This is a genomic window from Deminuibacter soli (assembly GCF_003412455.1).
GTDB classification, from domain to species: Bacteria; Bacteroidota; Bacteroidia; order Chitinophagales; family Chitinophagaceae; genus Deminuibacter; species Deminuibacter soli.
Map to the genome: position 1 here is coordinate 58,879 of NZ_QTJU01000014.1, position 26,824 is coordinate 85,702.

The 26,824-nt window shown below is 47.1% G+C and carries 11 protein-coding genes; 1 reads left to right on the plus strand and 10 read right to left on the minus strand.

What is annotated here, in order from left to right; translation table 11 throughout:
- Positions 1 to 4 precede the first annotated feature (4 nt).
- Positions 5 to 1,660, minus strand: coding sequence for a DUF1800 domain-containing protein (locus tag DXN05_RS23065; protein WP_116849676.1), 1,656 nt, complete (start codon positions 1,658 to 1,660; stop codon positions 5 to 7).
- 253 nt (positions 1,661 to 1,913) lie between these two features.
- Between DXN05_RS23065 and DXN05_RS23070 the strand changes: the two genes are divergently transcribed.
- Positions 1,914 to 3,461 (plus strand): hypothetical protein, encoded by a 1,548-nt coding sequence (locus tag DXN05_RS23070; RefSeq protein WP_147314062.1) that lies wholly within the window; start codon positions 1,914 to 1,916, stop codon positions 3,459 to 3,461.
- Between the two features lie 17 nt (positions 3,462 to 3,478).
- On the opposite strand, the gene DXN05_RS23075 is transcribed toward DXN05_RS23070, so the two are convergent.
- From DXN05_RS23075 to DXN05_RS23115, 9 genes are all read right to left on the minus strand, one after another.
- Complete coding sequence (locus DXN05_RS23075) at positions 3,479 to 4,492, minus strand: hypothetical protein (protein WP_147314064.1); 1,014 nt, start codon at positions 4,490 to 4,492, stop codon at positions 3,479 to 3,481.
- Positions 4,493 to 4,497: 5 nt separating this feature from the next.
- Positions 4,498 to 9,957, minus strand: coding sequence for a fibronectin type III domain-containing protein (locus tag DXN05_RS23080; protein ID WP_116849679.1), 5,460 nt, complete (start codon positions 9,955 to 9,957; stop codon positions 4,498 to 4,500).
- On the minus strand, positions 9,957 to 11,717 hold the full coding sequence (locus tag DXN05_RS23085; protein ID WP_116849680.1) for a hypothetical protein: 1,761 nt from the start codon (positions 11,715 to 11,717) through the stop codon (positions 9,957 to 9,959). Before DXN05_RS23085 ends, DXN05_RS23080 begins: the two co-directional genes overlap by 1 nt.
- Before the next feature lie 31 nt (positions 11,718 to 11,748).
- Complete coding sequence (locus DXN05_RS23090; RefSeq protein ID WP_116849681.1) at positions 11,749 to 18,045, minus strand: hypothetical protein; 6,297 nt, start codon at positions 18,043 to 18,045, stop codon at positions 11,749 to 11,751.
- An 8-nt stretch (positions 18,046 to 18,053) separates the two neighbouring features.
- Positions 18,054 to 20,126 (minus strand): fibronectin type III domain-containing protein, encoded by a 2,073-nt coding sequence (locus tag DXN05_RS23095; RefSeq protein WP_147314066.1) that lies wholly within the window; start codon positions 20,124 to 20,126, stop codon positions 18,054 to 18,056.
- A gap of 20 nt (positions 20,127 to 20,146) precedes the next feature.
- A complete protein-coding gene (locus DXN05_RS23100) occupies positions 20,147 to 24,508 on the minus strand; it encodes a hypothetical protein (protein ID WP_116849683.1) in 4,362 nt (1,453 codons plus the stop codon).
- A 194-nt stretch (positions 24,509 to 24,702) separates the two neighbouring features.
- Entirely contained in the window at positions 24,703 to 25,389 is a 687-nt protein-coding gene (locus tag DXN05_RS23105; RefSeq protein ID WP_116849684.1) for an SIR2 family NAD-dependent protein deacylase, read from the minus strand.
- A gap of 45 nt (positions 25,390 to 25,434) precedes the next feature.
- A complete protein-coding gene (locus DXN05_RS23110) occupies positions 25,435 to 25,851 on the minus strand; it encodes an EVE domain-containing protein (protein WP_116849685.1) in 417 nt (138 codons plus the stop codon).
- 127 nt (positions 25,852 to 25,978) lie between these two features.
- The gene (locus DXN05_RS23115) at positions 25,979 to 26,698 is read right to left on the minus strand and encodes a (Fe-S)-binding protein (RefSeq protein ID WP_116849686.1); all 720 of its coding nucleotides are present in this window, start codon (positions 26,696 to 26,698) and stop codon (positions 25,979 to 25,981) included.
- Positions 26,699 to 26,824 lie beyond the last annotated feature (126 nt).

Below are 26,824 nucleotides of genomic sequence, written 5' to 3' on the forward strand. Positions count from 1 at the left end.
TGGTTTACATTAACTGGTATTGTGGCAGGTTCATCAGGTACTTGTACAGGTTTTTCAGTTTGCCTGTTACGTTTTTCAGGTTAGCCGCATCCGCCGGTTTTGTGAGCATGGTTTGCCAGGCCTGTGTCCAGTAATGATCACTGGCCATGCCCTGCAGACCAGACAGCAGGATATTGGTTTTAATATAATCCTTGTCTTTCTGCGGCAGTTCTACCATGTACAGCAAATGCACCGATTCATTGATCAGCACATCGGGATTACCGGGATCACTTGTTTGTTTGGCAAATGCAACCGGGTCAACTAAAATTTTAGTTTTGTCTTTTGTATTAAAGCCAAACAGCATCATACGGTCAGAGAACTGGCTTCGCTTAGGCAACGTATCTGAATTCACCCAAAGCTTGTCGTATTGAGGTGCCTGGTAATAAGCAGGCCAGCCAGCCACATTGGGAGGATCGCCAAGCGTTTGCTGCAGGTTGGAAGCCTGCTGGTATAACTGCTGCTGCAGGCCATACTGGTTCACGTAGTCTTGTGGTGGAGGAAAAGCAACTTTAAACTCACGGCACAAGCCTAATGTAAAATCCACCGGGCTTTTGATCATTCCTCCCCTGTTACCGGCATCATAGAAATGTTTGCTTTCAAACAATTGTTGTAATACGGGTTTGATATCATAATCATTTTTACGAAAAGTTTTCGCCAGCGGCTCAATCACATTTTGCTCAGTGATTGTATCAATTACATGATACACGAAAAAACGATATAATTTCCGGCAAATAAAGCGCGATACTTCTTCCTGCGCGAAAATCATATCCAGCATATCATTGAGTTCAAGTATTCCATCATTGCCCTTGCGCCCCTTGATAACTGTACTATTATAAAAAGCAGAAAACTGTTTATCTGTATCATCATGGCGGTTGCCGATGAAATTACTGGTCAATGTTTTGGTGTCTATGGCGTAACCGGTTAACACCCGTGCAGCAGCTTTCACATCGTCTTCTGTATAATGCGAACCCGGTCCCTTACCAATGGTAAACAATTCCTGCAGCTCACGGCCATAGTTTTCATCCGGCGCTTTTTTGGTATTTGACTGACCATTGAGGTAACGCAGCATCGCGGTGTCACGTGTTATGGCAGCCACCAGCACCTTAAAATTGCCAAGCGCATGCGTACGCAGCAACGAATTATAGCGGTAGCCATATAAAGCATTCCCTAAACTGCGCATTTCAGTTACGAAGTGATTGTGCCAGAACAACACCATTTTTTCGCGTAAACTACGCTCCTGGTTTATCATCAATCCTACCCACCAGGCCCTAAAGCTATTTTCACGCCTGCTGTTATTCATACCTGTGTAAGTAAGCTGGTTTACCCAAGTGCTGCCAAGCGGCACATCAGGATCGGTAAATCTCTCGTCATTCAAATAATGCAGCGGCGGTTCTGGCATGGCCTCATTTGCATTCAGTAACTGGTGCACACTTTTTTGCAGAGACATGCCCGCGAAAAAACGGATATCATCCGGAGACGCCCCGAACAAAGTGCGTTTCGCGAGGTGCTGCGCCATCGCCGGCGTCCATTTGCCCTTAAAACGTTTGATGCCTGCATTGATAGCCGGCACCGGTTTACTGTTATTCCCGGGATCGTGCATGCGCTTTTCAGCTATGACCATAATAGGAGTTGCAGGTTTAATGAATGAAGCAATATAAAATACTCAATACGCTTATTATCAATCTGTAAACTTAAATACTTTATCATTCCAAGCCTGTTTTACCCTGCAGTGACTACTGAATATCCTTTCTCCTTATTTTTGCGCGTTTTTAAGTATTTCAAACGTAACAGCCGGGTGGAATGTTGTATTTCAACAGGTGTATCAATATCTTATGTATATAAAACCCTTTTTTTCGTGTGTTTTGTTTTTTACGGTGTTCCTTCTCTGTGGCTACCAGCAGGCAAATGCACAAAATGGCGGACGCCCCTTTTCACTCGGCTTTTATACACCCGCAGGTGACAGCGGCAATGTGCATTCTTCTATGCGCGATTTCAGCACCCAAACACAGTTTGATTTGCCGGCAACAGATTCTGCCAGGTTCAGCGGTTTTAAAGGATGGGTTTACCGCAAATTGCTGCGCGAAGACCTGGTGGTGATAAAAGACAAAGATTATAGTTTTAATATCAGCTTTCTGCCCGACTGGCAGGCGGGCCACAGCAGCGTTAACGGCGGCAACTGGCTCAACACACGCGGCGTATCGCTGAGCGGAAAAGTAGGTAATAACCTGACCTTCCGTTCTGAGTTTTACGAGAACCAGGGCAAGTTTCCGCAATACACGCGCGACTTTGCAGAAGCCACAGGGGTAATGCCGGGCGGCCTTGGTGAAGTAAAACCGCATGAGTTGAATCATGCATACGACTTCGCCTACTCTACTGCCCTCATCAATTACAAGGCAGGCAAGTATTTCGATTTTCAACTGGGTTATGATAAAAATTTTATCGGCGATGGTTACCGGTCAATGCTGCTATCCGATAACGCATTTAACTACCCTTTCTTCAAGCTGAAATTTACCGCCGGGCAGGTACAGTATACGGCCATGTGGGCACAGTTTATTGATATGGCTTACCCCATGTCATCTTACGACAATGGCTATCGAAAAAAATGGGGCGCCTTCAACTACCTGGACTGGAATGTTACCAAAAAGTTTTCCATTGGCCTGTTTGAATCGGTGATATGGCAGGATTCTGATTCAACCGGCAAGCGCGGGTTTGATGTAAGTTATTTAAACCCCATCCTGTTTTTACGCCCGGTAGAATTTGCCAATGGTTCGCCTGATAATGCGTTGATTGGATTTAACCTTAAATATGCCACCGGCCGTAAATCTGCTTTATACGGACAGTTGTTGCTTGATGAATTCAAGATCAAAGAACTGAAAGCAGGCAAAGGCTGGTGGGCCAACAAATTCGGCGGCCAGCTGGGTTTCAGGGCGAATGATGCTTTTGGTATAGCCAACCTGAATGTATTAACCGAAACCAATTTTGCGCGCCCGTTTACTTTTTCAGAACGCAGCACGCTGAACAATTATGGTCATGATAACCTGCCGCTTGCCCACCCGATGGGTGCTAATTTTGTTGAATGGGTAAACATAGCAGACTATCGCATAAAACGCTGGTTTTTTCGCGGAGAAGTGATGTATGCACGCGAAGGTTTGGACAGTGCGGGGTATAATTTCGGACACGATATTTTTAAATCTTATGATACCCGCGCATATGAGTACGGCAACTACCTGCTGCAGGGCCTGGGCACCAATGTAGTATTTGTGCAGGGCAAAGCAGCCTTTTTGCTGAACCCTGCCAACAACCTGCGTTTAGAGCTCACCGTAGGCCGCCGCAGCGAAACCAACAGCCAGTGGAAGAAACAGGAAACCTTCTTCAGCTTTGGCTTGCGAAGCTCGTTCAGGCAGCTGGTGCATGATTTTTAAAGCAGAGCTCGAATCAATTATTCCTTTTCGAACACTCGCAAGCTGTTGTCTGTACACAACAAAAACAGACGCTCTTTGGAAACATGCAACTGTTTTATATGCCCTTGTTCAGCAATATTCAGCTGGTGCTGCCACACCATGCTACTATTCGTTAAATTCACCACACAAACCTGGTTGGTAGGCACACTTGCACCATCCACAAAGTAAACTAGCTGCTCATCTGTTACAACTGAGAGGCTGTAATTCATATGGAGCTGTTTTTCTTTAAGAACATTTTGAAGGTCAATACCCGCATACTTACCGGAAAGCAGATCGAACATTTCAACAATATACCAACCAACCCTGTAGATAGCGGCACCGGCCTTCTGAAGTTTGCCGTGTAGATATGGATATTCTTGCAGCACCTCGCCGCTATGCATATCTACGCTAAAGGTTGCCTGGTTTCCCGGATCCTCTATATCATAAGTGTAGAAAAAAAGCTGGTTATTAAAAATAATGCCTGCTGTGGGTGCTTTGGCTTTGGTTGCCCGCAGCACATTGTTCAGATTAAGTTTCCACTTCAGCTCTCCATTTGCCTGAGAATAGCCATTAATTATCCCCTCATCCGTCATTGCCAATGCCAGCACCGCCTCGCCGCCGATACAAAAAAAAGGCGCTGCATTCAATGACGTCCACAACAATTTACCTTCATAATCAAATAAGCCAAACCGCCATGTATCTTCTTCCTTATACCTTAACAGAAAGTTATCATCTCCAAAATACTTTCCCTGCCGCTTGCTTCCATACATAAGCGGAACTGTTGTAAGCAGTCCCTGTTTGTAAACCGATAATTTGTCTTTATCCCGTACAACCACACGCGCTGTTATTGCCTGTTCAAACCCATAAGAGGTGTTGTCATTTACAAATAGCTCCCTGAGCTCCAGATTATCATTGATGTGATATATACAGTATTCTTTTCCGAAATACACATTACCCTTGTCAAAATAAACATCCACCGGCATATCAGAAAACACACAACACTCCTTATACATACAACTTATTTAAAAATAGAAGAATAGTATTTATTCAAAAATGTATTAATGTCCTCGTTCGTTACACCCTCTACCAAATCAAAATCGTTTCCAAACAAAATTGCTTTCCGTTCGTTGGTTAACGAATTAAGTGCTTTTCGCCCTTCTGCGGAAGTAAGATAGTCAAAAACTTTTTCCCTGCTAAGCTTTTGTCCGTTGATACGCCATTGCAACTTGTTTATATCTGGTATATAGTTCAGATCCCTACTGATAAACTCATTGACGAATGTGCCGGCATCAACGGTTTCATCCCCTGCATACCACTTGTATTCAATCCATGTATCCTCACCTGCAATACGCACATCAATACGCTTACCCTCCTGTATTCTATACTCAATTTGTATTGTTTTATTGGAGAAAGTTTTCCCATCACGCGCAATATCGTCCATAATCCAATACACCGCTTGTTTGTCATTATTGGCGGCCGTTTCAAACCTGGAGAATAAATAAGTACAGTTTTCGCATTCAATGTTGGCTTTGCCCAGCTGTGTTAAAAAGGCATCGATATTTTCCAGCACTTCCTGGTACGATTTGGCAACGCCATTATTTTTCCAACCTGAATACGTAAGCAAATCTTCTTCCATCCCCTCAAATTTGCTGAGCATAGGATTTTTCCTGATCTTTTTAATTGCTTCAAGTGCCCCCACATCCGATCTCACTCCTGTTCTGCCGGCTGATGCAAGTTTCTTCCATAAACCAATTCCATCTTTCCCATTGGCTTTTATCCAATTGCCAAAATTTTCGCTCACCGAGAGATCATCCAGGAACTTCTCCAGTAAGCCCATTGCATTCAAGTCATCCACCACACTTTCAACCTGCTTAAGTTCAGGAATAAATTTGGCCACAAGATTCCATTTTTCAGCGGGCATTTTTGCAAGCAGTTCTGCCATTTTACCTTCATCCTGTACCTGCTTAAATAACGCTACTATTTGGTTATAATTACTTTCGGTTGCTACATCTGCATCTTTAAACAATGCAAGTATTGAATTCAGTTCTTCTTCTACCCTGGCAGCATTCCTTGCAGCAATGTATTCTTTAAAAGCAACATAAGTTACCTTGGTAGCATCCCTGGCAGTTTTTACTACATAGGCCGCTGCATAGTTGGTGAACGCAATTAGCTGTTTGCCCGGCACAATACTTAAATAAGCCTTATCGGCCTTCATTGCATTTTTAAATATTTTCAGCGAAGCATCATAATAAGCATCAATTAACTCATCTGCTTTGCTGGCCACGCGGCTCCATTTAAAGTTAGATGGGAGTGCATCATCAAAGCTCTGCAGTTCATTTTCAATATTCTGCAATTTGGCTTTTTCTGCGTCAGACAATGCATCTGCCATGCGCATATCATCCAGGCCGCTCCGCACAGATTTATAGGACGTGTAAATACCCTCACCCACTGCGCCAAGGTTTACCGCCATTGTAAAGTATGCATACCGCTCAATAAATTTATCGGCCTTCTTCAAACATGAATCATATTCCTTTGTACCAGTTTTTAAATTATTCAGCCCATATGCCTTTCTGATGAAATTGTGTCCTTCATCTGATTTCAGGAACACGTCAAATGTTGGTACTGCTATTTTAGCAGTAATCCATATATACTGCAATGCACCTCTGGCAGCACCATATTCTCCTGCAGAAAGCGCAATCAACGCAAGATCAATCCCTGTTTGAATGCGCGCATTGGTAGTCTTATTAACCATCCACGCGGCAGAAAGCGCTGGCACAGGAATGGTAATGGGATAATCTGAAGGATTTGTTGACAGTTCTGGGAAATAACTTTCATTGGGTTCTGGTATCACCAGGTTCACCGTCTCCAGCGGATCTATCGGATCTGAATACTCAACTTTTACGGTTTTCACTGAAGCCATTGGCATAATCAAAGGCAACAGCACCTTTTCCGGCGATAAATCCAACCCGATGTGCGCAATCTGTAGCTGGCCCTTATCATTAACAGTAACATATTTTATAAGTTCTGCCGATGTTTTGCCCTGCCACAGGATGGTTTTAATTTTAGTAGCACCGGCTGTACCCAGGGCCGGATCAGTTGGCTTCTGCCCCAAAGATTTCCGGTAAGCCGAATTGGCCTTAATTACTTCCCTGATAAAGACATCGAAGTTGTTATCATCAGGTATCGGGAAAGGCATTTTATTATCGATCATTTTGTAAAACCTGCTAATCATAGAAGGATTTGCCAGGAAATGTTTAATGATCTGAACCTTGTCCTCATTACTTGCGAATTTCAATACTGCATCTACAATTTCTTCCCCAAAGTTGGCAAGTCCACAATTAGTACCGCTTACCCCCCAGGCAGAAGTATATAAATCAGAAGCATCGTACATGATGTCGAGCAAATCCAAACGCTGCTGCGTGGTTAATGATTCAAAATTACCTAGTGCCGCAACATGATTGTTTTCATTGGTAAAAGACACTTTCCATTTTTCCAGCAACTTGGTAATCTCACACCTGGCTTCATCTAAAGGCGTAGGCACATATTTTGACAAGCCAGCGCTTACAATTTTAGCTACTATTGCGGCACGTTCAGTCCATATCTGGTCGGCGGTTTTATCAGCCTTCACTTTTTTGTAATTGTCAATCAGCTCCTGCAACCGAACCACATTACGATTTACCAGTTTTAAGATTTCTTCCAAGTGCTTCTTCAGTTTCATCAGGTCCCGGTATCCGATGTAATATTGGTCCTTGTCAATAATCAGTATGTACCCTGGCAGTTTAGACAATAACTCCAATATTTCTCTCCTTGTTGTGGAATCATTATTGGTTAGTATATCTCCATAGGTGTCGAAATATTTCTGCATCATTTCAACCTTGTCTGCATTCTTTATTACCAATCTCCACACATTATCAATATCAAATACATAACCTAAACGTCGTGCTTTTTCGAAACTGAAAGTAGAATCCTTCTTGTCCCATATATTGACTATTGTCTCCTTCACATAACCACTAAATCTCGTTCGCTTGTTCGTAGCCCTGTCATAAGTATATGCTGCGATATACCTTATTTTATCTTTATTGTAAACAAAAGCGGAAAGTGTGCCATTTACTTCGACACTGTAAGTGGCAGCAGTTCCGTTTGTTTCATATTTTCTGCCGTCAGGTGTATACACAATATCACTTGGGTTACCCAACGACGTAAACTCAGTGAGTATTTTATCCTGATTACCATCTAAAAAATCAGCTGCAGCTTCTATAGCATCTATTTCAGCCCTTGCAAGCCGTATAGCTTCCGGTGAATACAAATTATCCCAAACATCCAGAGAGGGCCCCTTAGTTGCTTCATCAGATGCCGGTGATGCACTTCCGTTTTCCAATGCAGTCCATGCCTCTTTTGCTGCATCTGCAGCCTGTATTGCCTGTTGAATGAGGCTGTCAGGTACATTGTCCATGCCTCTTACAATATTCATTGCGCTATCTACCTGCATATGCCAGCTTTTGGCCGTGTGCATATCTGAATCTCCGCCTTTGTAAGCTCCAAGAAAGCCCCGCGCACGCTCATACCAGGTACCAGTCATAGCAGCATATTCTGCGCTAACACTGGCAATACTTTGCTTCGCCTGCATAAAGGCGGTTTGCGCGGCGTCCATTTTTTGCTGCGCGGCTTTTTTATCGTCGTTGCTGGCGGCATTGTTATAGGCATTCTGTGCATCGTCGTAATTCTGCTTTGCTTCAACAATGGCTGCTACAGCATTGTCCAGTTTTTCTTTCTGATCGGGCGGCAGCTGCGATTCAAGTGCTTTCACATCATTCACGATATCTTTGATATCACTGATATTGTCGGTAATATCCAGGTTGGCCAGTTCGCCCAGCAAATCCAGCAGCTGTTGCTGCGGCGTGCTGCCGGCTGCAGCAGGTTTGGGTTTTGCTTTCACGGCATCTTTCAGCTCCTGTATGCCATTGGTTAGTGCCATTACTTCACCCTGCGTCATTACACTGTTTTCGTCGATCGTGATGTTTTTAAACTGAACGCCCAGGCTAAAGCCCAGCATAGGCGTAGTGATTGAACCGTAACCGGTAAATACACCATTGCCACCCTGGGCCTGCAATACCTGCATATCAAACTGGCCCACTTTTACGATCATGCCGTTTATGAGTGCGTTTAACGGCTTGCCTGTACCTGTTGCAACAGGGCCGCCTTCTTCACCGCAACGGTACACTGTAAGCGGGTTGGTATGAAATGGTGCCAGGTCACTGTACGGACCATATACGCCCGATACCTTCCATTGCAGACGTGCCTCGTAATCGTGATCCGGCTCAAGGCTGTATAAGTTGTAAGCGGTATCTGTCAGGCTTTCTGAAAACCAGTCGTATGTTGTTTTAGGGTCGGCAGATTTGGCGCGGTACTGCAAACGGAAACCTTCTGTTTTATACCCGGCACCGGTAGTGGCGGGCTGCCAGTACAAATGCGCGGTTCGCTCGCCGGTGGCCTGCGCATGCAGATCGGGTTTCGTGATATTGTACGTTGTAAACGGATCAAAACCGGCATAAGTAAAGGTGCAGTTGGTACTGTACCCGTTGTTGGAAAACAATGCACGGCCATCTTTATCCCTGGCCTGTACACGCCATACATATTGCATGCTATCCTGCAGCAGCGGTTCAGACGGGCCATATATCAGCAGCGGCGATTCTGTTACTGCACTGAACACCGGTTTGGTGCTTTGCGTAATATAATCCGGGTTGCTGCCTGCAGGCCGCACCTCAAACAATTCAAACTGGTATTCTGTACCTGCACCCGGCATTGGGTTGGGTGTATTACGGCTGCTCCAGCTAAACGTGACCATCTGCGGGTTAAGCATGGTAACGCGGCTATTACATACCGGCAGGTTCAGCTGCGGCGGATCACTTTTCTGGAAATAGAAAATATTACATCCTTCATTGCTCACCTGAACATTATCGGCACGCCGGTAATCGTAGGCAGTAAAACAAATGCGGTAAGCACCTTCAGGCAGGGCTTTCGATTGCAGGTAGCTGTCCCTGCTGAAGCCGCCGGTGAATTCTATATTGCGGTCGTCAAGATAAGCACTCAGTTCAGCACCGCTGATAATGGTGGGCACTCCTGCCGACAAGGTAATAGGCTGTGGCATAAAACCGGCAGCAGTTTGCATAATCAGTCTGCCATTCATTTCCACGCGCAGGCGCAAACGCACCTGGTAACTGGGCTGCGACAAATCGTTCTGCACAAGAATCACGCGCAGTTTGTCAGAACCGGGCACAGCATAGTCGGGCAGGTAAACACTGTAAGGCGGTACTATCTGTGTGCTGGCAGTTACCGGGTAAATACCCTGCGCCTTTGCAGGCTGCCACGCAAGGGCAAATAACAGTATGCCCAGCAGCACGCAGCGCAATAGCCGCATTGGTTGACGGTCGGTAGCTTTTTCAGCAGGTTTCGGGTGGTATGAAGCGTTGTGATACATTAGAAACTGTATACGTAGTTAATATTGCTGGTAAATTCAGTAAATGCGGGTGCACCTGTTGCTGCCTGCCTGTGCAGCAGTGCAAGCGATGCCCCGATGGTACTATGCCCGCGTACATGCTTTTCCTCTTTCTTTGGCCTGGGCGAGAAATTGGCCGTTAGCGTAGTATTGAACACACCGGAAGAGGTAGCAACACCCCCTGCAACCGTGGCTTTGGTAACATTGTACGTACCCGCCAGTGAAGTACGCAGCTGTTGCTGGTAATAGGCTTTGGCTACGCTGATGGTAGGCCCGGCGAATGTGGTGCGCAGGCCCGGCGCCTTGTTGATATAATAGTTAATGCCTGATGTTAACGTGAGGTTCTGCGGTATAAAATTGTAGGCATATGCCGCATTGGTCATGTAAAAATTACTGAGTGATACTGAATCTGACTGTGTGCTGTTTTCACTTGCACGCTGGTAGGCGCCGGTAAGTGTAATGGTTTGCTTTTGCTCTTTATTGCCCCACCAGTGCATCAGCATGGTGTTATAGCTGGTGCTTACCTGGTAAAAGTTCAGCGTATCCAGCTGGTTGTTGAAATACGGATCAACCAGCGGCCTTACACGGGTATAGTTGCTGAAGTTGGAATAAGAGCCGCTCATCATCCAGTGCTCTTCAGGTATAAAATTGATGTTGCCGGCAGTTACCCAGCGTTTGGTGGCACTGCTTTTTGATTTGTCGAGGTTGTTGGTTTGTATGCCTGCGTTGCCTGAAAGTGTGATTTTATTGCGCCATAACTGCACGGAGGGTGCTACGGTAATGTTGCGCATATCGTTTACCACGTTATAGGCACCCAGCGTGGTATAATCAGGTGCCACCCGTTCGTACCGCAGCTGCAAACTGTAAAAACTGCCTTTATACCCTGCACCGGCTTGTATTGCATCGAAATAGCGGGTAGAGCCGGTTGATTTTAAAAAGCTGCTGAGCAAATTGGAGGAAGGCACAGCAGTATCTGCCCCTTTTGTACCGGAACGTATGTCACGGTTAAGTGCAGAAACAGAATATTCCAGGTCAGCGAAAAGATGTTTGCCGATATTTTGTTTTACCGTAAACGCCACGGCTAAATTTTCCTGTGGCGTAACAGTAGCATCAGCCGGTATAAACGGTATGGAAGCAGGATCATCCTTTGCATGAAATACAGCGATGCCATAGCTATTACCCCTGTCATTGTATTCTACCCTGGTACCATATCCTTTGCGCTCAAATGCGGCCCTGTTGTAGCTATCCTTATTGGTTGCATCGTACGGAACTGCTTTTTGCAGGCTGCCGTACATGGCAGACACATGCCATTTATCCGGGGTTAACTCTATACCAACGCCGTTAAACAGGTGACCTGCCAGCGTATAGTTACTGAACGTCATGCCCGATGTGCCGAATGTAGCCCTCGCCCATTTGTAGGTGGGCGCAAACCTGAACTGGTTAAAAGGCTGCGAATAGCTGCGGTTCTGGTTGCTGTAACTGAAGCTGAAAGGCATGGCATAGCCAAAAGCAACAATGTTCAGGTTGCCGCTGGCATACCAGGTAAACGGATCGCGACGGTTGTCAATGCCCGATGCGGCATATCCAACAGTATTGGCTGCAATAGATCCATTCATGGTAATGCCTTTTTTCAGGCTCAGCTGGTCAAGCGACTGCGCATGCAAGCCGTAGTTGCAAACGCAACCAAGCAACAGCAGCACACCGCTTTTCAGCGCGTTTACATACAGGGTCGCACGTATCATAGTACACGTTTAATAAGGGTTCTGGCCGGGTTTATCTGCCTACCAGGAACATAATGTCGCGGCTTTCATTTTCCGTAATAATGCGGAAAATATAAGTGCCCGACGGGATTGTTCCCAGCGACATATTATCGTCAATCAAATCTGTTCTGTCATACGACTGCCTGGCCATCCAGGTGCCGGTGCTGCTGATAACGCAGGCAATCACCGATTGCTTCCGGTTTAATTTTACATGAAAGCGGAACTGGCCGTTATTGGGGTTCGGATACAAACCGGCAGTATCAATAATGCTCACCGGCACTATATAACTTGGGCCTGCATTCGCATCGTACGGGTTAACAAAAATGGTTTTCTTCAATGTATATGCGCAACCGCTGAAATAGCCGGTCATGGCTGCCCAGTACTGTCCATCCTGTGCAAAACGTATGCGTGGCGAATCGGGGTTATTACCTACAACAATCGCCAGGGGATCGAAAGCCCAGGTTACCGAATCAGGTGCCGGGCTGCTGATTTCTTTCAGCACCAGTGTATCCCTTGCATTTTGCCTGCTCGCTACCAGGAAGTTGATATCAGGCTTTATGTTGTTCTTCACAATGGCGATATCATTCGTTACCACACAACCATTCGCATCTTTCACTGTGACCGAATAATTGCCGGTAGGTAATCCTGCAAATACGGGTGTGGAAGCCCAGGTATTTTTATCAAGCGAAAACTGGTAAGGTAATGTACCGTCTGTAGCCACTGCGTTAATTATACCGGCATAGGTGTCTTCGCATATGGGTTGCGCGCTCACTTTCATGCCCAGCGCTTTAGGCTGCGTAATTTCATACTGGTAACTCCTGCTGCAATGGTGACCATCGGTAACCGTTAACCCGTAAGTACCTGCAGGTATATTCAGCAATTGCGATGAAGCAGCAGGCTTGTTCTGCCAGCTATACGTATAAGTGCCATCGCCACCGCTTACTGTTGCAAGCAGGGCCCCGTCTGACAAGCCATAACAACTCACTGCCTTGTTGGTAACGGCAGCAGCAACAGGATCGTATAAATCTTTAACAGTTGCCTGTAATGCAGCAACACAGCCGTTTACATCCTGTACACGAATGGTATAAACACCACTGTGCAAACCGGAAAAGCTGTTGCTGTTCTGCCAGTCGCTGCCCAACGCAAAACGATAAGGCTGCACACCACCTGCAGGGCCGGCCTGGAGCACGCCGGTAAGACTGTCTGCGCAAACCACATCAGTCTGGTTCAGCAGTTGCAGTACAAGTGGCTGTTGCGGCTGGCGCAATTGTACCTGCTGCTGTATGGTACAACCACGGGCATCTTTCACATACACTATATAATTGCCTTCGCCTAAACCGGCAAATGCTGCTTCGGCCTGGTAAGTACCATTGTTCAGTGCATACTGGTAACCGCTGTAACTTCCGCCGTTACCACCAAACGCGCTTACGGCAATTCCACCGTCCTGCAAACCATAACACGAAATATTTACACCATGATAATCTGTAGAAGCAGTAGCAGCATCCAATGCAGCGGGCGGACTTGTAATAGTAAGCACATTACTTTCTGCTGAATAACAGCCTGCGCCGTCTTTTACCCGTACGGTATAACTGCCTGCATCAAACCTGGCATCCTGCGGAAAAGGCTGGTAGTTGCCGCCCTGCAGCGCATATTCAAAACTGTATTGCTGGTTACCGCCTGAAGCGCTGAGATTAATTTGTCCCTTATCTCCAAAACATACAATGTCTTTTGCCTGTAACCCATTCACAGCAATGGCAGGATAAGCGCTTTTAACCGACACTGCTATATCATTGTTACAATTATTAACATCCAGCACGCTTACTACATAATCACCTGCAGCCAGGTTATCAAACACAGGTGAACCCTGTGCCGGTGCACCGTTGAGTGAATACCGCAGCTGACCTGAGCCTCCCTGTCCCATTACCTCGATACGGCCGTTCTGATCGTTGCCACATTTTACGTTTTGTATGCGTACAACCGATATGGTTAAACGCAGGCTGCTTTGTGTAAGCGTTACCTGTTTGGCCACCGTACAGCCACGTGCATCCCGCACATGCAGGGTGTGTGCTCCCGTATTGATGTGTTCAACCAGGTTCGCAGCAGCATATGCATCGTTATCCAGTGCATAAGTATAGCCAGTATAATCTGCCCCGTTACCGCCCGATGGCGTGAGCGTGGCAAAGCCATTGCTGCCACCATAGCACGAAATATTGACACCGTTATAGTCAGATAAGACATAGGCAAAATCAAGCGCCTGCACCGGGGCAGTTACTTCAAACCGGCGCCCTGCATCGGCTACACAACCCTGGCCATCACGCACCTGCAATTGATATACCGCAGAGGTAAACTGGTTGGTGATGGTTTGTTCCCGGTAACTTCCGCCATCGGCAGCATACCAGTAATGATACTGGCCGTCACCACCCGTTACAGCAGGTGCAATCGTTGCCTTATCATTGAAACAAACTATATCGCTGAACTGCACGCTGGCTATTTCCAGTTTGGGAAAGCTGTTTACCAGTGTTACGTCATTTGCTGCGGTACAACCATTGGCATCTTTCAGCTGCAGCTGGTAAGTACCTGCAGCCAGCTGCGCAAAACTGCCATTATTGCCCCAGCCTGCGCCGGAAAGATTGAACTGGTAAGGCGCAGTACCTCCTGCCGCTGTTGCGGCAATGCTGCCTGTATGCTCACCAAAACACTGAATGTGCTGCTGCGTATAGCCGAGGTTAAGCAATGCTGCAGACTGCACCAATGTAAATGGTTTCTGTACAATACATCCCCTGTCATCTTTTACATATACCGTATAATTCCCTGCTGTAAGCCCTTCAAACCGTGCCGTTGTACCATATGCCCCGCTATTGAGGGCATACATATAATTGTTGTTATACGGTGCTCCATTACCGCCGGTGGCATTCACTTCAATCCAACCGGTAGCACCGCCATAACACGCAATGTTTACGCCATTATAGTTGGATATGGTTTCGCTGTAAGCCAGCGCAGTACCCGGTTCTGTGATAGAAACAGATTCCTGTACGGGCGTAACGCAACCCTGCCCGTCTGTAATTCTGAAAGCATAGTTGCCTGCAGTAAGGCTATCGGTTAACAGGTAATTGTGTGCGGTATTCCAATTGTCTGTTGACCATTCATAGTGATAGTTACCATCACCGCCACTTGCCTGGATAGCGACATGGCCGTGCGTATTGCGGCAATGAATATCATATACCGAAATGCCTGTTTCTTTTAAAGCTGCATAACTGTTTACCAGGGTTACTGTTTTATCAACCGTACAGCCATGACTGTCTTTTACATGAAACACATAATCACCGGCAGGCAACTGCGTTATCGCCTGGTTATTGTTTACCGCTGTTCCGTCGCGGGAAATAGCATAAGGCAATGTACCGCCGGTAACAGCAGGTGTAATAGTGCCGGTTGCATTGCCATAACAGGCAATGTTTACATTGACCGATGCAAACTGCAGTGTTTGCGGTTGCGTAATGGCTATGGTTTGCGGCACTTCGCAGCCCCTGCCATCTTTCACGGTAACCACATAACTGCCGGCCGGTAGCTGGCTGTACCCCGTTATTGCAGCATATGGCTTGTTATAACCGGTACCGCTAATTTTAAACTGGTAGCCTGTAAAAATGCCCCCGTTACCACCGGTTGGTGTTACGATAAGCGCTCCATCACTAAGGCCATTGCACGATACATTTGTTGCTGTTGAACTAAAGCTCAGCGCTGCATCCGGCAACGTAACGGTGTAGGAACGCGGTTGCTCATACGCACATCCTTTCTGGTCAACCACCTTAAAAATATAGTCGCCAGACTGGTGTAAAGCTTCACCCGCTGCAATAGCGGTATGCCCAGCACCATTGTTATAAAAAAACTGGTTGCCGCCATTGCCCCCGGTCACCGTTAGTGCAACCGGTGCACCATCCGCCAGGCAAACTGCTTCGCTGATAACAACCTGGCTTATATTGAGGATAGCAGGTTGTGTAATGATCTTTTCTTCAGACACCACTATACATGCCGCATTGCTGTTGCGGTCGCCGAGTACCAGGCGGTACCTGCCCGGCGCGAGCGATGAATAATCTGTACCACTATTAAAATTATCTGTTTGCCAGCTGCTGCCCTGGTAAGCTTGCCAGGTGTAGGAATAATTACCTGAGCCACCACCAGCAGTACTGCTGACTACACCGTCACCATCGCCGTTACAGGTTACGTTGGTTGCCTGCAGCGTAACTGCCAAAGGTTGCGGTTCACTAATGGTATATACTACTGTTTGCTGATCTGTACAGGTTCCATTGCTGTTTTTCAGCACCAGTTGATAATCACCCTTTGAAAGCCCGGTAAATGCACCGGTAGTATTGGTTGTATTATAACTGCCGCCGGTAAGCGTATACCGGTAGCTGAGTGTGCCTCCTGTAGCGCTGAACGACAGTGATGCATCGTTATAACCGGCACAACTTGCATTGGTTTGCTGGATAAGCTGCGGTGTTAATGCCACTACAGGCGCCAGCGATTTTACTGTACTGTAGCCTGTACAGGCGGGATGCAGTGCATCGGTGATCACTACCCGGTAATTGCCTGCAGGCAGGCCGTTGAATACATACTGCGGCTGCGCTGCAGTTACCTGTGCCAGCTGTGTATTATTGTCGTTGTTATACAGGGTATAAATAAAGTTACCTGCGCCCCCGGTTGCATTCGCTGTAATGCTGCCGTTGGCAGGTGCAGTACAGGTAGGGTCCTGTACACTGGCAGAGCCGCTTACAGGTACAATATCAGCCAGTGTAACAGGTACTGATTTTGAAGGCTGGCAGGCATTGTCTACTGTTGCTACATAATCTCCGGCTGCAAGGCCACCCCAGGTAATGCTGCCTGCGTCCTGCGCCACTATTGAAGCATTCACAGGCACCCCGTTTTTCGTTAATGAAAACAGGTAGCTGCCATTATCCGCTGCATCCAGGTCGCCACCGGCGGCACTCACACGTATCTGTCCGTCGCCTGCATTGTAACAGCTGATGGTGTGTGTTTGTGCAGGGTTATTATCTACTGCTATCTGCAGATCAGGATAAAGCCCGATGGTTTCCGGGATAGCCTGGTAACAATTGCCACTTGTTTCGCCTGCGTTCACAATCCACAAACTGTACGAATCTGCCGGCAGGTTATTGATCACAATAGCACTGGTTGAAGGCACATTACCCTGGCTCCATTGTTCAATTACACCGCAATCAGATGAAGAAGGCTGCAAAAAATCAATTTTACAGGGCTGGCTGGCATTGGTTCCTTTTTTCAGTATCCAGCGTATATTGCTGCCTGCAGGCGATGTAGTGATAGCCCCGGCAGGTATGGTGATACGCCCGTTCTTTACCAGTCCGTTTACATCACCGCAGGAATTCTTGCGGATAATCATGCCCGTGTTTACCACAGGTGCGGCCTGCAGGGTGGTTACCACCAGGTTTTTGGCATAAGCTCCATTGGCATATGTTTTATGCAGCGTAATAGTATGCTGCACGCCTGGCGCATACGCACTGGGCTGATAATAAGTTACAGGGGTGCTGTTGTTATCAACCGTAAATGTTACACCGGAAGCATTGTCTACATAAGATGCAAGGTTGTACTGCGTATTATCATTGGCACATACGTTCGTAAAAGGCACATTGGTTTTCCAGCTGGGCCCCCGTTCAACGGTAATGGTAAAGCTGCTATAGGCAAAATGATACTCGTGTGCGCTGTGGTTACGGCCCCAGTCTTCATTCCATAAATCTACCAGCCAGATGATTTTGTTACCAACGCCATTGTTATATGGTGAAAACCAGAAAGACGTAATATCAGTACCGGAAATTACCGAGCTTCCATTTTCCACTCCCTTGGGCTGCTGCGCTGCATTGCCCTGCGAATAATATGGATTATCATATTTGTACACAACCCTTACATCGTTGGCTTTCCTGAAACTGCCACCGGTAAATACACGTCCCGGGCTGGTGGTAGATATACATACATTGCCCCCGGTACAATCATTACCCATGGTAGGGTTCCAGGTGGGGAAATAATAACTGGGTGTACCGGCAGGTATATCCGGGTCGATATACATGAGTTTGTTGTTGTACGCAGGCAAATTCGTATAATAGGGATTGCCTTCATTCTTGTAAGAATCCGCACAACAATGTTTGTATTTCCAGTCAGCACCTGCCAGTTGGGCATCTGAAAAAATGCTCACATACCTGGAGCAGTTTTGCGCTGCAGCAAAAACCGCTATGCCCATGCATGAAACGGTGAGCAAAAACACCTTTGCAAAATGCAATGTTTTCATAGTCACTATTAAAATTTAACTTCAGCAACCTTGCTCATTTCAGTAACCAGGTCGTTTTGCAAAACGGCCTTTACTTTATAGCGATAGGTATTGCCGATGAAAATGGCTTTGTCTGTATATGCGGTTGTGCCTTCAGGCAGTGTGGCAAACAGTATAAAGGGTGTATCACTTTTAGAGCGGTAAACCACAAAATGCTTTACATCTTTCCTGTTACACTGCCAGTTTAGCTCAATGGTCTTTTTGTCCCTGTTGGCTGCTGCGGCAAAGGGTTGTATCATTGGCCGCCTGCCGTTTTCAAACAGCACATCATGGCTGCGTGCAGCTGCACTGTTACCTGCATCGTCCCATACCTGCAGCTGGTAGCTGTAGGTGCTGCCCATTACCAGGGCTGTATCGGTATAAGCAATAGGTACATGTGCCGAATCCCATGCTGCCACTTTTATGGTATCTGCCGGATGCTGCTTACTGGTACGCAGTAATGCGTAACGCACGGCATCATCACTGCTGCTGTTGTTCCACTGCAGCTGTATGCCGTGCAGCGAATCAACTATTACTGCGCTGGTCATCAGCGGTGCGGCAGGAGGTATAATATCCGGTCTGTTCAATACGATGGAATCTGTATATGGCGAGGTATTGAACATTTTATCTACTGCAATAATCTTGTAATACACCTTTTTGGTAAGTGTATGAATATTCACGGTGTCGGCATACCTGGCGGGTACACAGATATGTTGTGTAACTTCAGTAAACTCTTCCGTAGCTGCATTGGCCCTGAATACGCGGTAGCCCTGTAAGTCACTTTCTTTGTTGGATGCCCAGTGCAACTGTACAATACCCGCACTGTCGATAGTGGCGGCCAGCCCTTCCGGTTTGGCGGGCGCTATGGTATCGATGAGTTGTGCAAAGTAGGGAAAGGAGTATACGGTTTGTTTGCGTTTGGTTACTACTTTCAAACGGTAATAGGCATTGCTGAGCGGGTGCTGATCGATGTATTGCGTTGCCGTTGTATTCAGCGGCAGTGTATTTACCTGTGTATATGGCCCCTGTATGGCAGGCGCACGGGTTACCTGTATCTGCGCTACCTGTCCTTTTAATGAGGCTGGCATCAGCCATTGCAGGTATACGGTTTTATTGCTAATGATGCCTATCGAATCTACGATGGGCCTGTCCAGTGTTGAAAGTCCCTGCCCGTCTACTATTTTCGAGTACGGACCAGTTTCTGCAAATGGCGTGAGGCCCTTGATGCGGTAATAATAGTGTGTTTCGTTATCTGCCAGCGAATCTTTATAATACGAATCGCCAGACTGTTTATTGGCCTCTACCGGCATTACAGGCAGTTCACTTACCGGTGCATAGTTTTTACCATCTGTTGACCGTTCAATGATGTAAGCAGAATAAATGCCTTTGTCCATGGCTGTATACCACGACAGCACGGCTACCCCATTGGTAAAATCGGCCCTGAACTCACGCGGCGGCGGCAAAAAAGAAGGCTCATCGGGTGAAGCCACTACCACCGTACTGTCTACATGCGCATTCACCGGCTGCCTGGCCACAGAAATGCGGTACCCGTAACGTTCACCGGGCCGTACATTTTTATCTTCGTAATACAGCGCTGCGCTGCGTGCGGCAGCATTGGAAAAATCACAGGCCAGCAAGGCCATGCCCATGCGCCAGTCCTGTATATTCCTGTTTTCTAAAAATGCACCGATGCCTTTGTCGGGAGATACATTCTTTTGCCCTTCACCATATATCATTTCCCGTACAATCGCGACCTTATCATCCGTACGCGACAGGTTATCCATCTGCATCTGCGTATAGGGTTCCAGCAAGGCCACGGGCTGCGAAGGCTTGTTAATGCTGTCGGTAAGCAGCAGTTTGCCGTCGCGTGCAATGGTAAAGCGCTCTACTTTATACCCATACTTGCTGCCCAGCTGCCATACCACGAAACTGGTAGGCACCCAGCGCAGCACAATGCGGTCTTTCCTGGCGCTTGCCAGTGCAGTAATACCGTTTTCCTGTGCCTGCGCAACTGTGCTGCCCAATATCCATAACAACATGCCTGTAGCCACTGTTTTTCTCATATAGTGATGCAGTATTTGCATTAGTAAAAATGAATTTTGTATTGTACCGAAGAGGTTACCTGCCTGGTGCCCGGCAAGCGATAAGTTAACTGCACAGGATAATCCTGCTTAGACTGCAGGTCAACATATTTCGATACCAGCAAACGCTGTACAGACGGGTTATTAATAAATGCCGCTTTTCCTGCCAGCACATTATCGGTAGCCTTGTTCAGCAGCTCGTGGTAATCCATGTTACCTACGTACGAAACATAATACATCACCCTGCAGCGGCCCGGTTTGCTGGCAGCCTGCCCTTCGGATATGTCGTCATCGGTTAAATCGTATCCCTGGTCATCGTTGTTATAGGTTTGCACGGCACGCATTGGTGGTATGCCGCCCGATATAGCAGTATCCCTGTGTGTAATGGTTAAATCGGCTACAAACGGATACCCATTATACAGCAGCGGCATCAGCTGTTGCTGCAGCCAGTTGTTCTGCGGCAATGCTGCTGCGCTTACCAGCGGCAGGGTATTAAATGTTGCATCGCTGTTCAATTCATAGCGGTCGAATGTTTCCGGTGCATCAAAACGTTTACCTATTACGCTGATATAGCCCTCTGCCACATCAAACACATCATAGGCATTGGCAAAGGCGTTCATCTTTTGCGTAAAGCTGCTGTAACGGCTGGTGCGGAAATCGTTTTCCAGCATCACTTTACTGCCGCCCGACATGGCTACGCCTTTCAGTTTGGTTTGCGTGATGGTGGTGGTATCATCATTACCGCTATCGGTATGCGTTGCCTGTGTAATATTGTCTTTTGCCTGCACACCATCTGTCTGCAAACGCAGTAATGAAAAATGATAAATGGATGCTGCTTTCAAACCATTGGGCAAATCGAGGTTTACCTGTGTATTGGCTGCATCATAGCTTACCGGTGCATCGGCGGTTGCACCCTGTGGTGTTTGAAAATGCGCCTGTACTTTCCAGCTGCCCTTGTCGTCTTTTCCTGCAAACAAATAAGGCTGGCCGCGTTTCAGTTTTATATAGGCTTTCGGGTACTCGCCGGGATAAAAATTATACTGCCGTTTCAACGGGTAACAGTAAGCCACATTTTCCCAGGGAATATTATCCGGTGCTTCGCCTGTTTGAAAGGTTGCTGCTTTTACTTCATAATTCACTACACCTTCTTCTACCAGCGGAGCCCAGGCTGCGCCGTTCTGTTTATCGAAGTGCACTTTTACCGATGCGGTTAAACTGCTGTTGGGCGGTAATATATCGCGCAGGTTGAGTGATGCTGAGGTGGCATCATCGCTTAATGTCATTGTGCTGCTGATAACACCGGTTTTGGCATCTGATAATTTAAACTCATCTACCTGCACGCGGTAAGTAGCCATTTCATCGTCGTTGTTCATCATCGAAAAGGCTTTGTTTACCGGCAGTGCAAATGCCACCTGCGGTGTGGCGAATACGCTTACATTGGTTGAATTGCTGTCTGGTTTAATATCGCTGATGACCTGCAGTTCTATTTCGCGGGCACCTACTATTTCACACTCCGTACCGATGGTTACTTTCACGCTGGCCGATCCTTTGATGAGACCGCCGAGTATGGAATACTTTACGCCCACAGCTCCCTGCATCCACGATGGGTTGGGCAGCTTGGCCTGCAATAACGCAGCAGCAGCGAGGTTTACAATATCGAAGCGTTTCTTCTTCCCGAATATTTTTACTTTGATACCTACCTTGCCCTGCAGGTATGCATATGCCTGGCCCGATGCATACCATCCGTTTACGCCAATGGGGTTTTCACTGCCCTTGCAACGTGCCTCGCCATAGTTGCGCAGCAATATGTCGGTACCCGCACCTATGCCAAACGAGGCGTAGATGGGTATGCCATCTTTGTCGAAGTTGAAACCTACTTTAAAATGTGCACCAAAGCCCATGCCCTGACCTTTAGACATGGCGTTTTCTGCCTGCATAAAGTCGGCGTTAATGCCCGTGAGCACACCGGTTACTTCAGGAGGCGGTGGCGGCATGTTCTCTACCTTGCTGCCAATCATGAAATACGATTGAACGGTGGCAATATCGGCAATGGTCAGTCCCATCATCTGCGAAGGTTTGCCAATGTATACCCACCAGTCATCAGGTGAAAAATACATCACTGCTTCGCCCATCAGGTTATTGGCATTGGTGCCCCTGATGATGCCGTATACGTTTACATATATTTTGAGGTTGGCATTAAAGGTGTTGTTGGTTTTATCAAAACGCATGTACAGCTTGCCGCAAATGGGTGCACTGGTTTTAACCACTGTGTCCTGTATATTCTGCGGCTTCTCCGGTTTACTCAACACATATGCAGCCCCGTCGAATTGCGCATAACGGAACGAACCGTTGGTGCCGAACTGCACTTCAAGCATGGCGTTGGCGTTAACAAGTGTATTGGCCCCGCTTAGCGCCAGCGAAGCACCGGCCATCAGTCCCAGTCCTGCATCTGCAGAGGGTACATAGGCAAAGACTTCGGTGTTATTGATCATGCTGTCTTTCACGGTGGCCTGTGCCTTGAAGGGATCGAATGCCGGCGGCCGCTCCATATGGTACGATACACCACCCATGAGGCCGGTTATTTCCAGCATGCCGACAGACAGGTGTGTAGACACATACAAATCGCCATGCCAGTAGCGGTAAGCATCTTTTGTACCAAAGTACATGTTGGCGCGCGCTTCGGGTATTAAGCCGGGTATGTTAAACTCCAGGTTGCCTTTAAAACCGTTGCCGTAAACCGGGTGCTGCTGAAACAGCGTTAAGCTGCCTTTTAAATGAAACGCAAGCACATCGCAGGTTAGCGCAACATCATTGATCTTTACTTTATCAAACTTCCAGCTGGTGCTGGTTTTTTGTATGGTTTCCTTGCCTACCTGGACGGTCTGTGTTTTTTCTACCTGGTTGGCGGTCACTACAAACGATGAACTGGCAGTAAAGCTTTTATCAGCCCCATCCATCAGGTTCAGTTTCACTTTGGCGCCAATGGCTACCTGTCCGTTCATCAAACCCAGCTGCAGCGAATCGAGCGATATGCCGAAGCCGGCCATCGAAAACCCAAGCTTGCCATCAAGTTTGAATACGCCGCTGCGCAGGTAAGGTTTCTGGGTAGACAGCGTAAGTGTTTGAAAAGCTACATCCGGTACATTCAGCAGCCCTTTGTTGATGCTCATTTTACCGTTGAGCACGGCACCACCTACAAAATCGTCTTTTACTTTCTGTAGTGTAACAGTTGAGTTTTTATCAAGTGTAAGCGTGCCGCCAAACCAGTTGTAGTTGCGGGTTGCAGTGGTGGTAATGCTAAACGCATAACTCAGGTCATTATCCTGCATGCCCATGGTGGCACTGTAACGCAAGGTATCTTCACTCAAAAAACTCAGCTGCATTAAACCCGCCAGTGTGCCGGCGCTTACCTGGCTGCGTTTAAAGCTTACGCCGATTTTATCAATCGAAATAGGCCAGCCGCCTGCCGATGCATTCCCCAGCTGTACCAGGTTTTCTACTGCAAAATCACCCGACACGCCGTTGTCATCGATCAGCATGTTTTTGGCACTGATCACCGGGCGCTTGCCATTGGTTTGTGTAAACTGTGTGGGCAGGCTTATTTCCAAATCCTGCAGAAAAAAACCGCGCCACAACATCGCATCCTCGCCTTTCACATCCAGCCCCGAAAGCGGCATGCTGGCGGGATTGGCAATATCGCTCATGTCTACCACGGCATTGGTTACCTTAAACGTAAAATCAGGTACACTGGTTAACGCAAAGGGGGCAATGTTTACGGTAGCAAGTATGTTGTGAATGTCTTTGGCATTTACCGAAAAATCAGCCGATACATAACCATTGTGGTCAAGCGGTTTTATCATGCCCGAATCAAAGCGAAACTGGCCATGCAGGTTCACGTCTTTAAAGCCGTTACAGTCCCATTCCACATAGTTGCTGCCATCAGCAGGCAGCAGCAGGTCAACATGATCGTTTAATGCAATGGTATCGGCTGAAAGCAGGATGAGTTTGGTAGAGGTGCTCAGTGAAATGCCGCCCGGGTTAAAGGCAACATTCTTGGCGCCAAAGGCCATAGTTTTATCTGTACCCGGAACAGGCAACTCAATGTATACGCTGAAAAAACCGCCTTTCGTGGTAAAACGGGCACTGTCGATGCCGATGATATAGGTTTGGCCGTTAATTTCTTTGGGAATGCCTACAGGCAAACTGGTAAGTGCCTTGGCGTCGAGCCTGCCTGCATAACGGCCGCTATCCTGTATCTTCTGAAACAGCGCGGAAACATAAGAAGGAGAAGCAGATTTGCTGCCAGGTGTTTCACCTGCAAACGCCTGGCTAATACCTATGATAAGCAGCAGCAGGAAAGACATTGCGTATCGGCAATACACAACTTTCCCCGTAGGTTTGAAGGGCATCATTCTGTTTTTTTAAGGGTAGCCTTTGCAACAGGGTTCTGTTATGGGCAAAGACATATTGTAACAATGTTAAATAAGAATGATAACCCTACCAAAAGAATGCATGACAAATTCCTCTAATCCGTCAAATGATAGATAAAATTACCTGATTACAGGTACTGTTTCAGCATCACCTGCAGCTGTTGCATGCCTTCCGTTGCAGGTGCTTCTATGGGAGTGATCACCACGTTGGTGTGCGGGATTTTTTTATCAACGATAAATTTGGGGATGCCTTTGCGTGCATAATGCAGTAAACCGGCAGCAGGATACACGACCAGCGATGTGCCGGCAATAACGAGTATATCGGCGGTAGATGTAATTTCCGCGGCTTCTTCAATAAGGGGAACAGGTTCTTCGAACCATACAATATGCGGGCGGTACTGTGCGCCATCGGGGGCCAGCTGCCCCAGCGTTATATCTGTTGTAATACCGGTTACCAGTGTCTCATCGCGTTCGCTGCGCATCTTGAGAATTTCACCATGCAGGTGCAGTATATGTGTGCTGCCTGCACGCTCATGCAGGTCGTCGATGTTCTGGGTAATGATGTGTACGTCAAAATCCTGTTCCAGGGCAGCAAGGGCCGTGTGCGCTGCATTGGGCTGCGCAGCCAGTACATCACGGCGGCGGTAGTTGTAAAAATCAAGCACCAGTTGCGGATCTTTACGCCAGGCGCGCGGTGTGGCCACGTCTTCAATGTTATACCCTTCCCACAATCCATCACTGTCGCGGAAGGTACGCAAACCGCTCTCAGCGCTGATGCCAGCACCTGTTAATACAACCAGTTTTTTCTTTGCCATCGGTGAAAGTTTATTGCTGCAACAGGTGCAGGTACAACAGCTGATTTATTTTGCTTTTTCGCCTGCGAGTTCCATAATAATTTTCCACTCTTCATCCGTTACCGGGCAAACAGATAACCTGCCCTGGCGTATCAGTGCAAAATTGGCCAGTCTTTCGTCTGCCTTCATCTGCACCAGTGAAACCGGTTTTTTCAGTTTTTTTACGGGCTTTACATCCACTACTACCCAGTTAGTGTCATCCGTTGTAGGATCCTGGTAAGCTTCTTTGGCTACCTGTACAATGCCTACTATTTCCATGCCTTCATTGCTGTGATAAAAAAACAGCTTATCCCCTTTCTTCATAGAACGGAGATTGTTGCGGGCCTGGTAATTGCGCACGCCATCCCAAAAGGTAACGCCGTCTTTCACCATTTGATCCCAACTGTATTTAAAAGGTTCCGATTTGATAAGCCAGTGTGACATGGAGAGATATTGTTATTGGTTAGAATTGTTTGATTGTTTCAGGTTTAACGTTTGAAGTTTAACGTTAACCTCTTTATAATATATACTGTGAACTTTAAACAGTAAACTTTAAACTTTAAACAGTTCCTTACCACCCATTGGCAAGCACCTCGGCCAGGTGAAGCACTTTCAGGTTGCTGCCTTTGTGTTTGATGTAGCCATCGAGGTGCATCAGGCAGCTCATGTCTGTGCTAATGAGGTATTGCGCGTCTGTGGCGGCGGCATTGGTAATTTTCTGATCGGCCATGGCAATGCTGATGGGTTCAAACTTAACGGCAAATGTACCGCCAAAGCCGCAGCAGGTTTCCACGTCGTTCATTTCTACCAGTTCAAGTCCTTTTACTTTTTGCAGCAACCTGCGCGGCTCCTGTTTGATTTTGCATTCACGCAGGGCAGCACAGCTGTCATGGTAGGTGGCTTTGCCATCCAGTCTTGCACCAAGGTCGTCAACACCCAGTACATTGATTAAAAAATCAGACAACTCGTACGTACGCTCACCCAGTGTTTTCACTTCGTTGTGCATAGAGGAGTTGTTGAACAGCTGCGGGTAATAATTGCGCACAAACCCGGTACAGCTGGCGCTGGGTGCCACTATATAATCGGCTCCACTGAAGTCTTTCACAAATTTGGTGCACACTTCTTTGGCTTCATTCCTGAAGCCTGCATTATATGCCGGCTGACCGCAACAGGTTTGGTTGGTATTGTACTGCACTGTACACCCCGCCTTCTCCAATACTTTAACCATATTGAATGCGACCGACGGGTACAGCTGATCTATAAAACAGGGAATAAATAATTGAACATTCATGATAGTGAGTGGTGAGTGGTGAGTAGTGAGTGGTAAGTAAGCACAACGCACGGGTGAGTAGTGTCCATAGGACTCCTTTGGAGAATAGTCAATAGTGAATGAATACATAGCCATCAGGCCATTCTT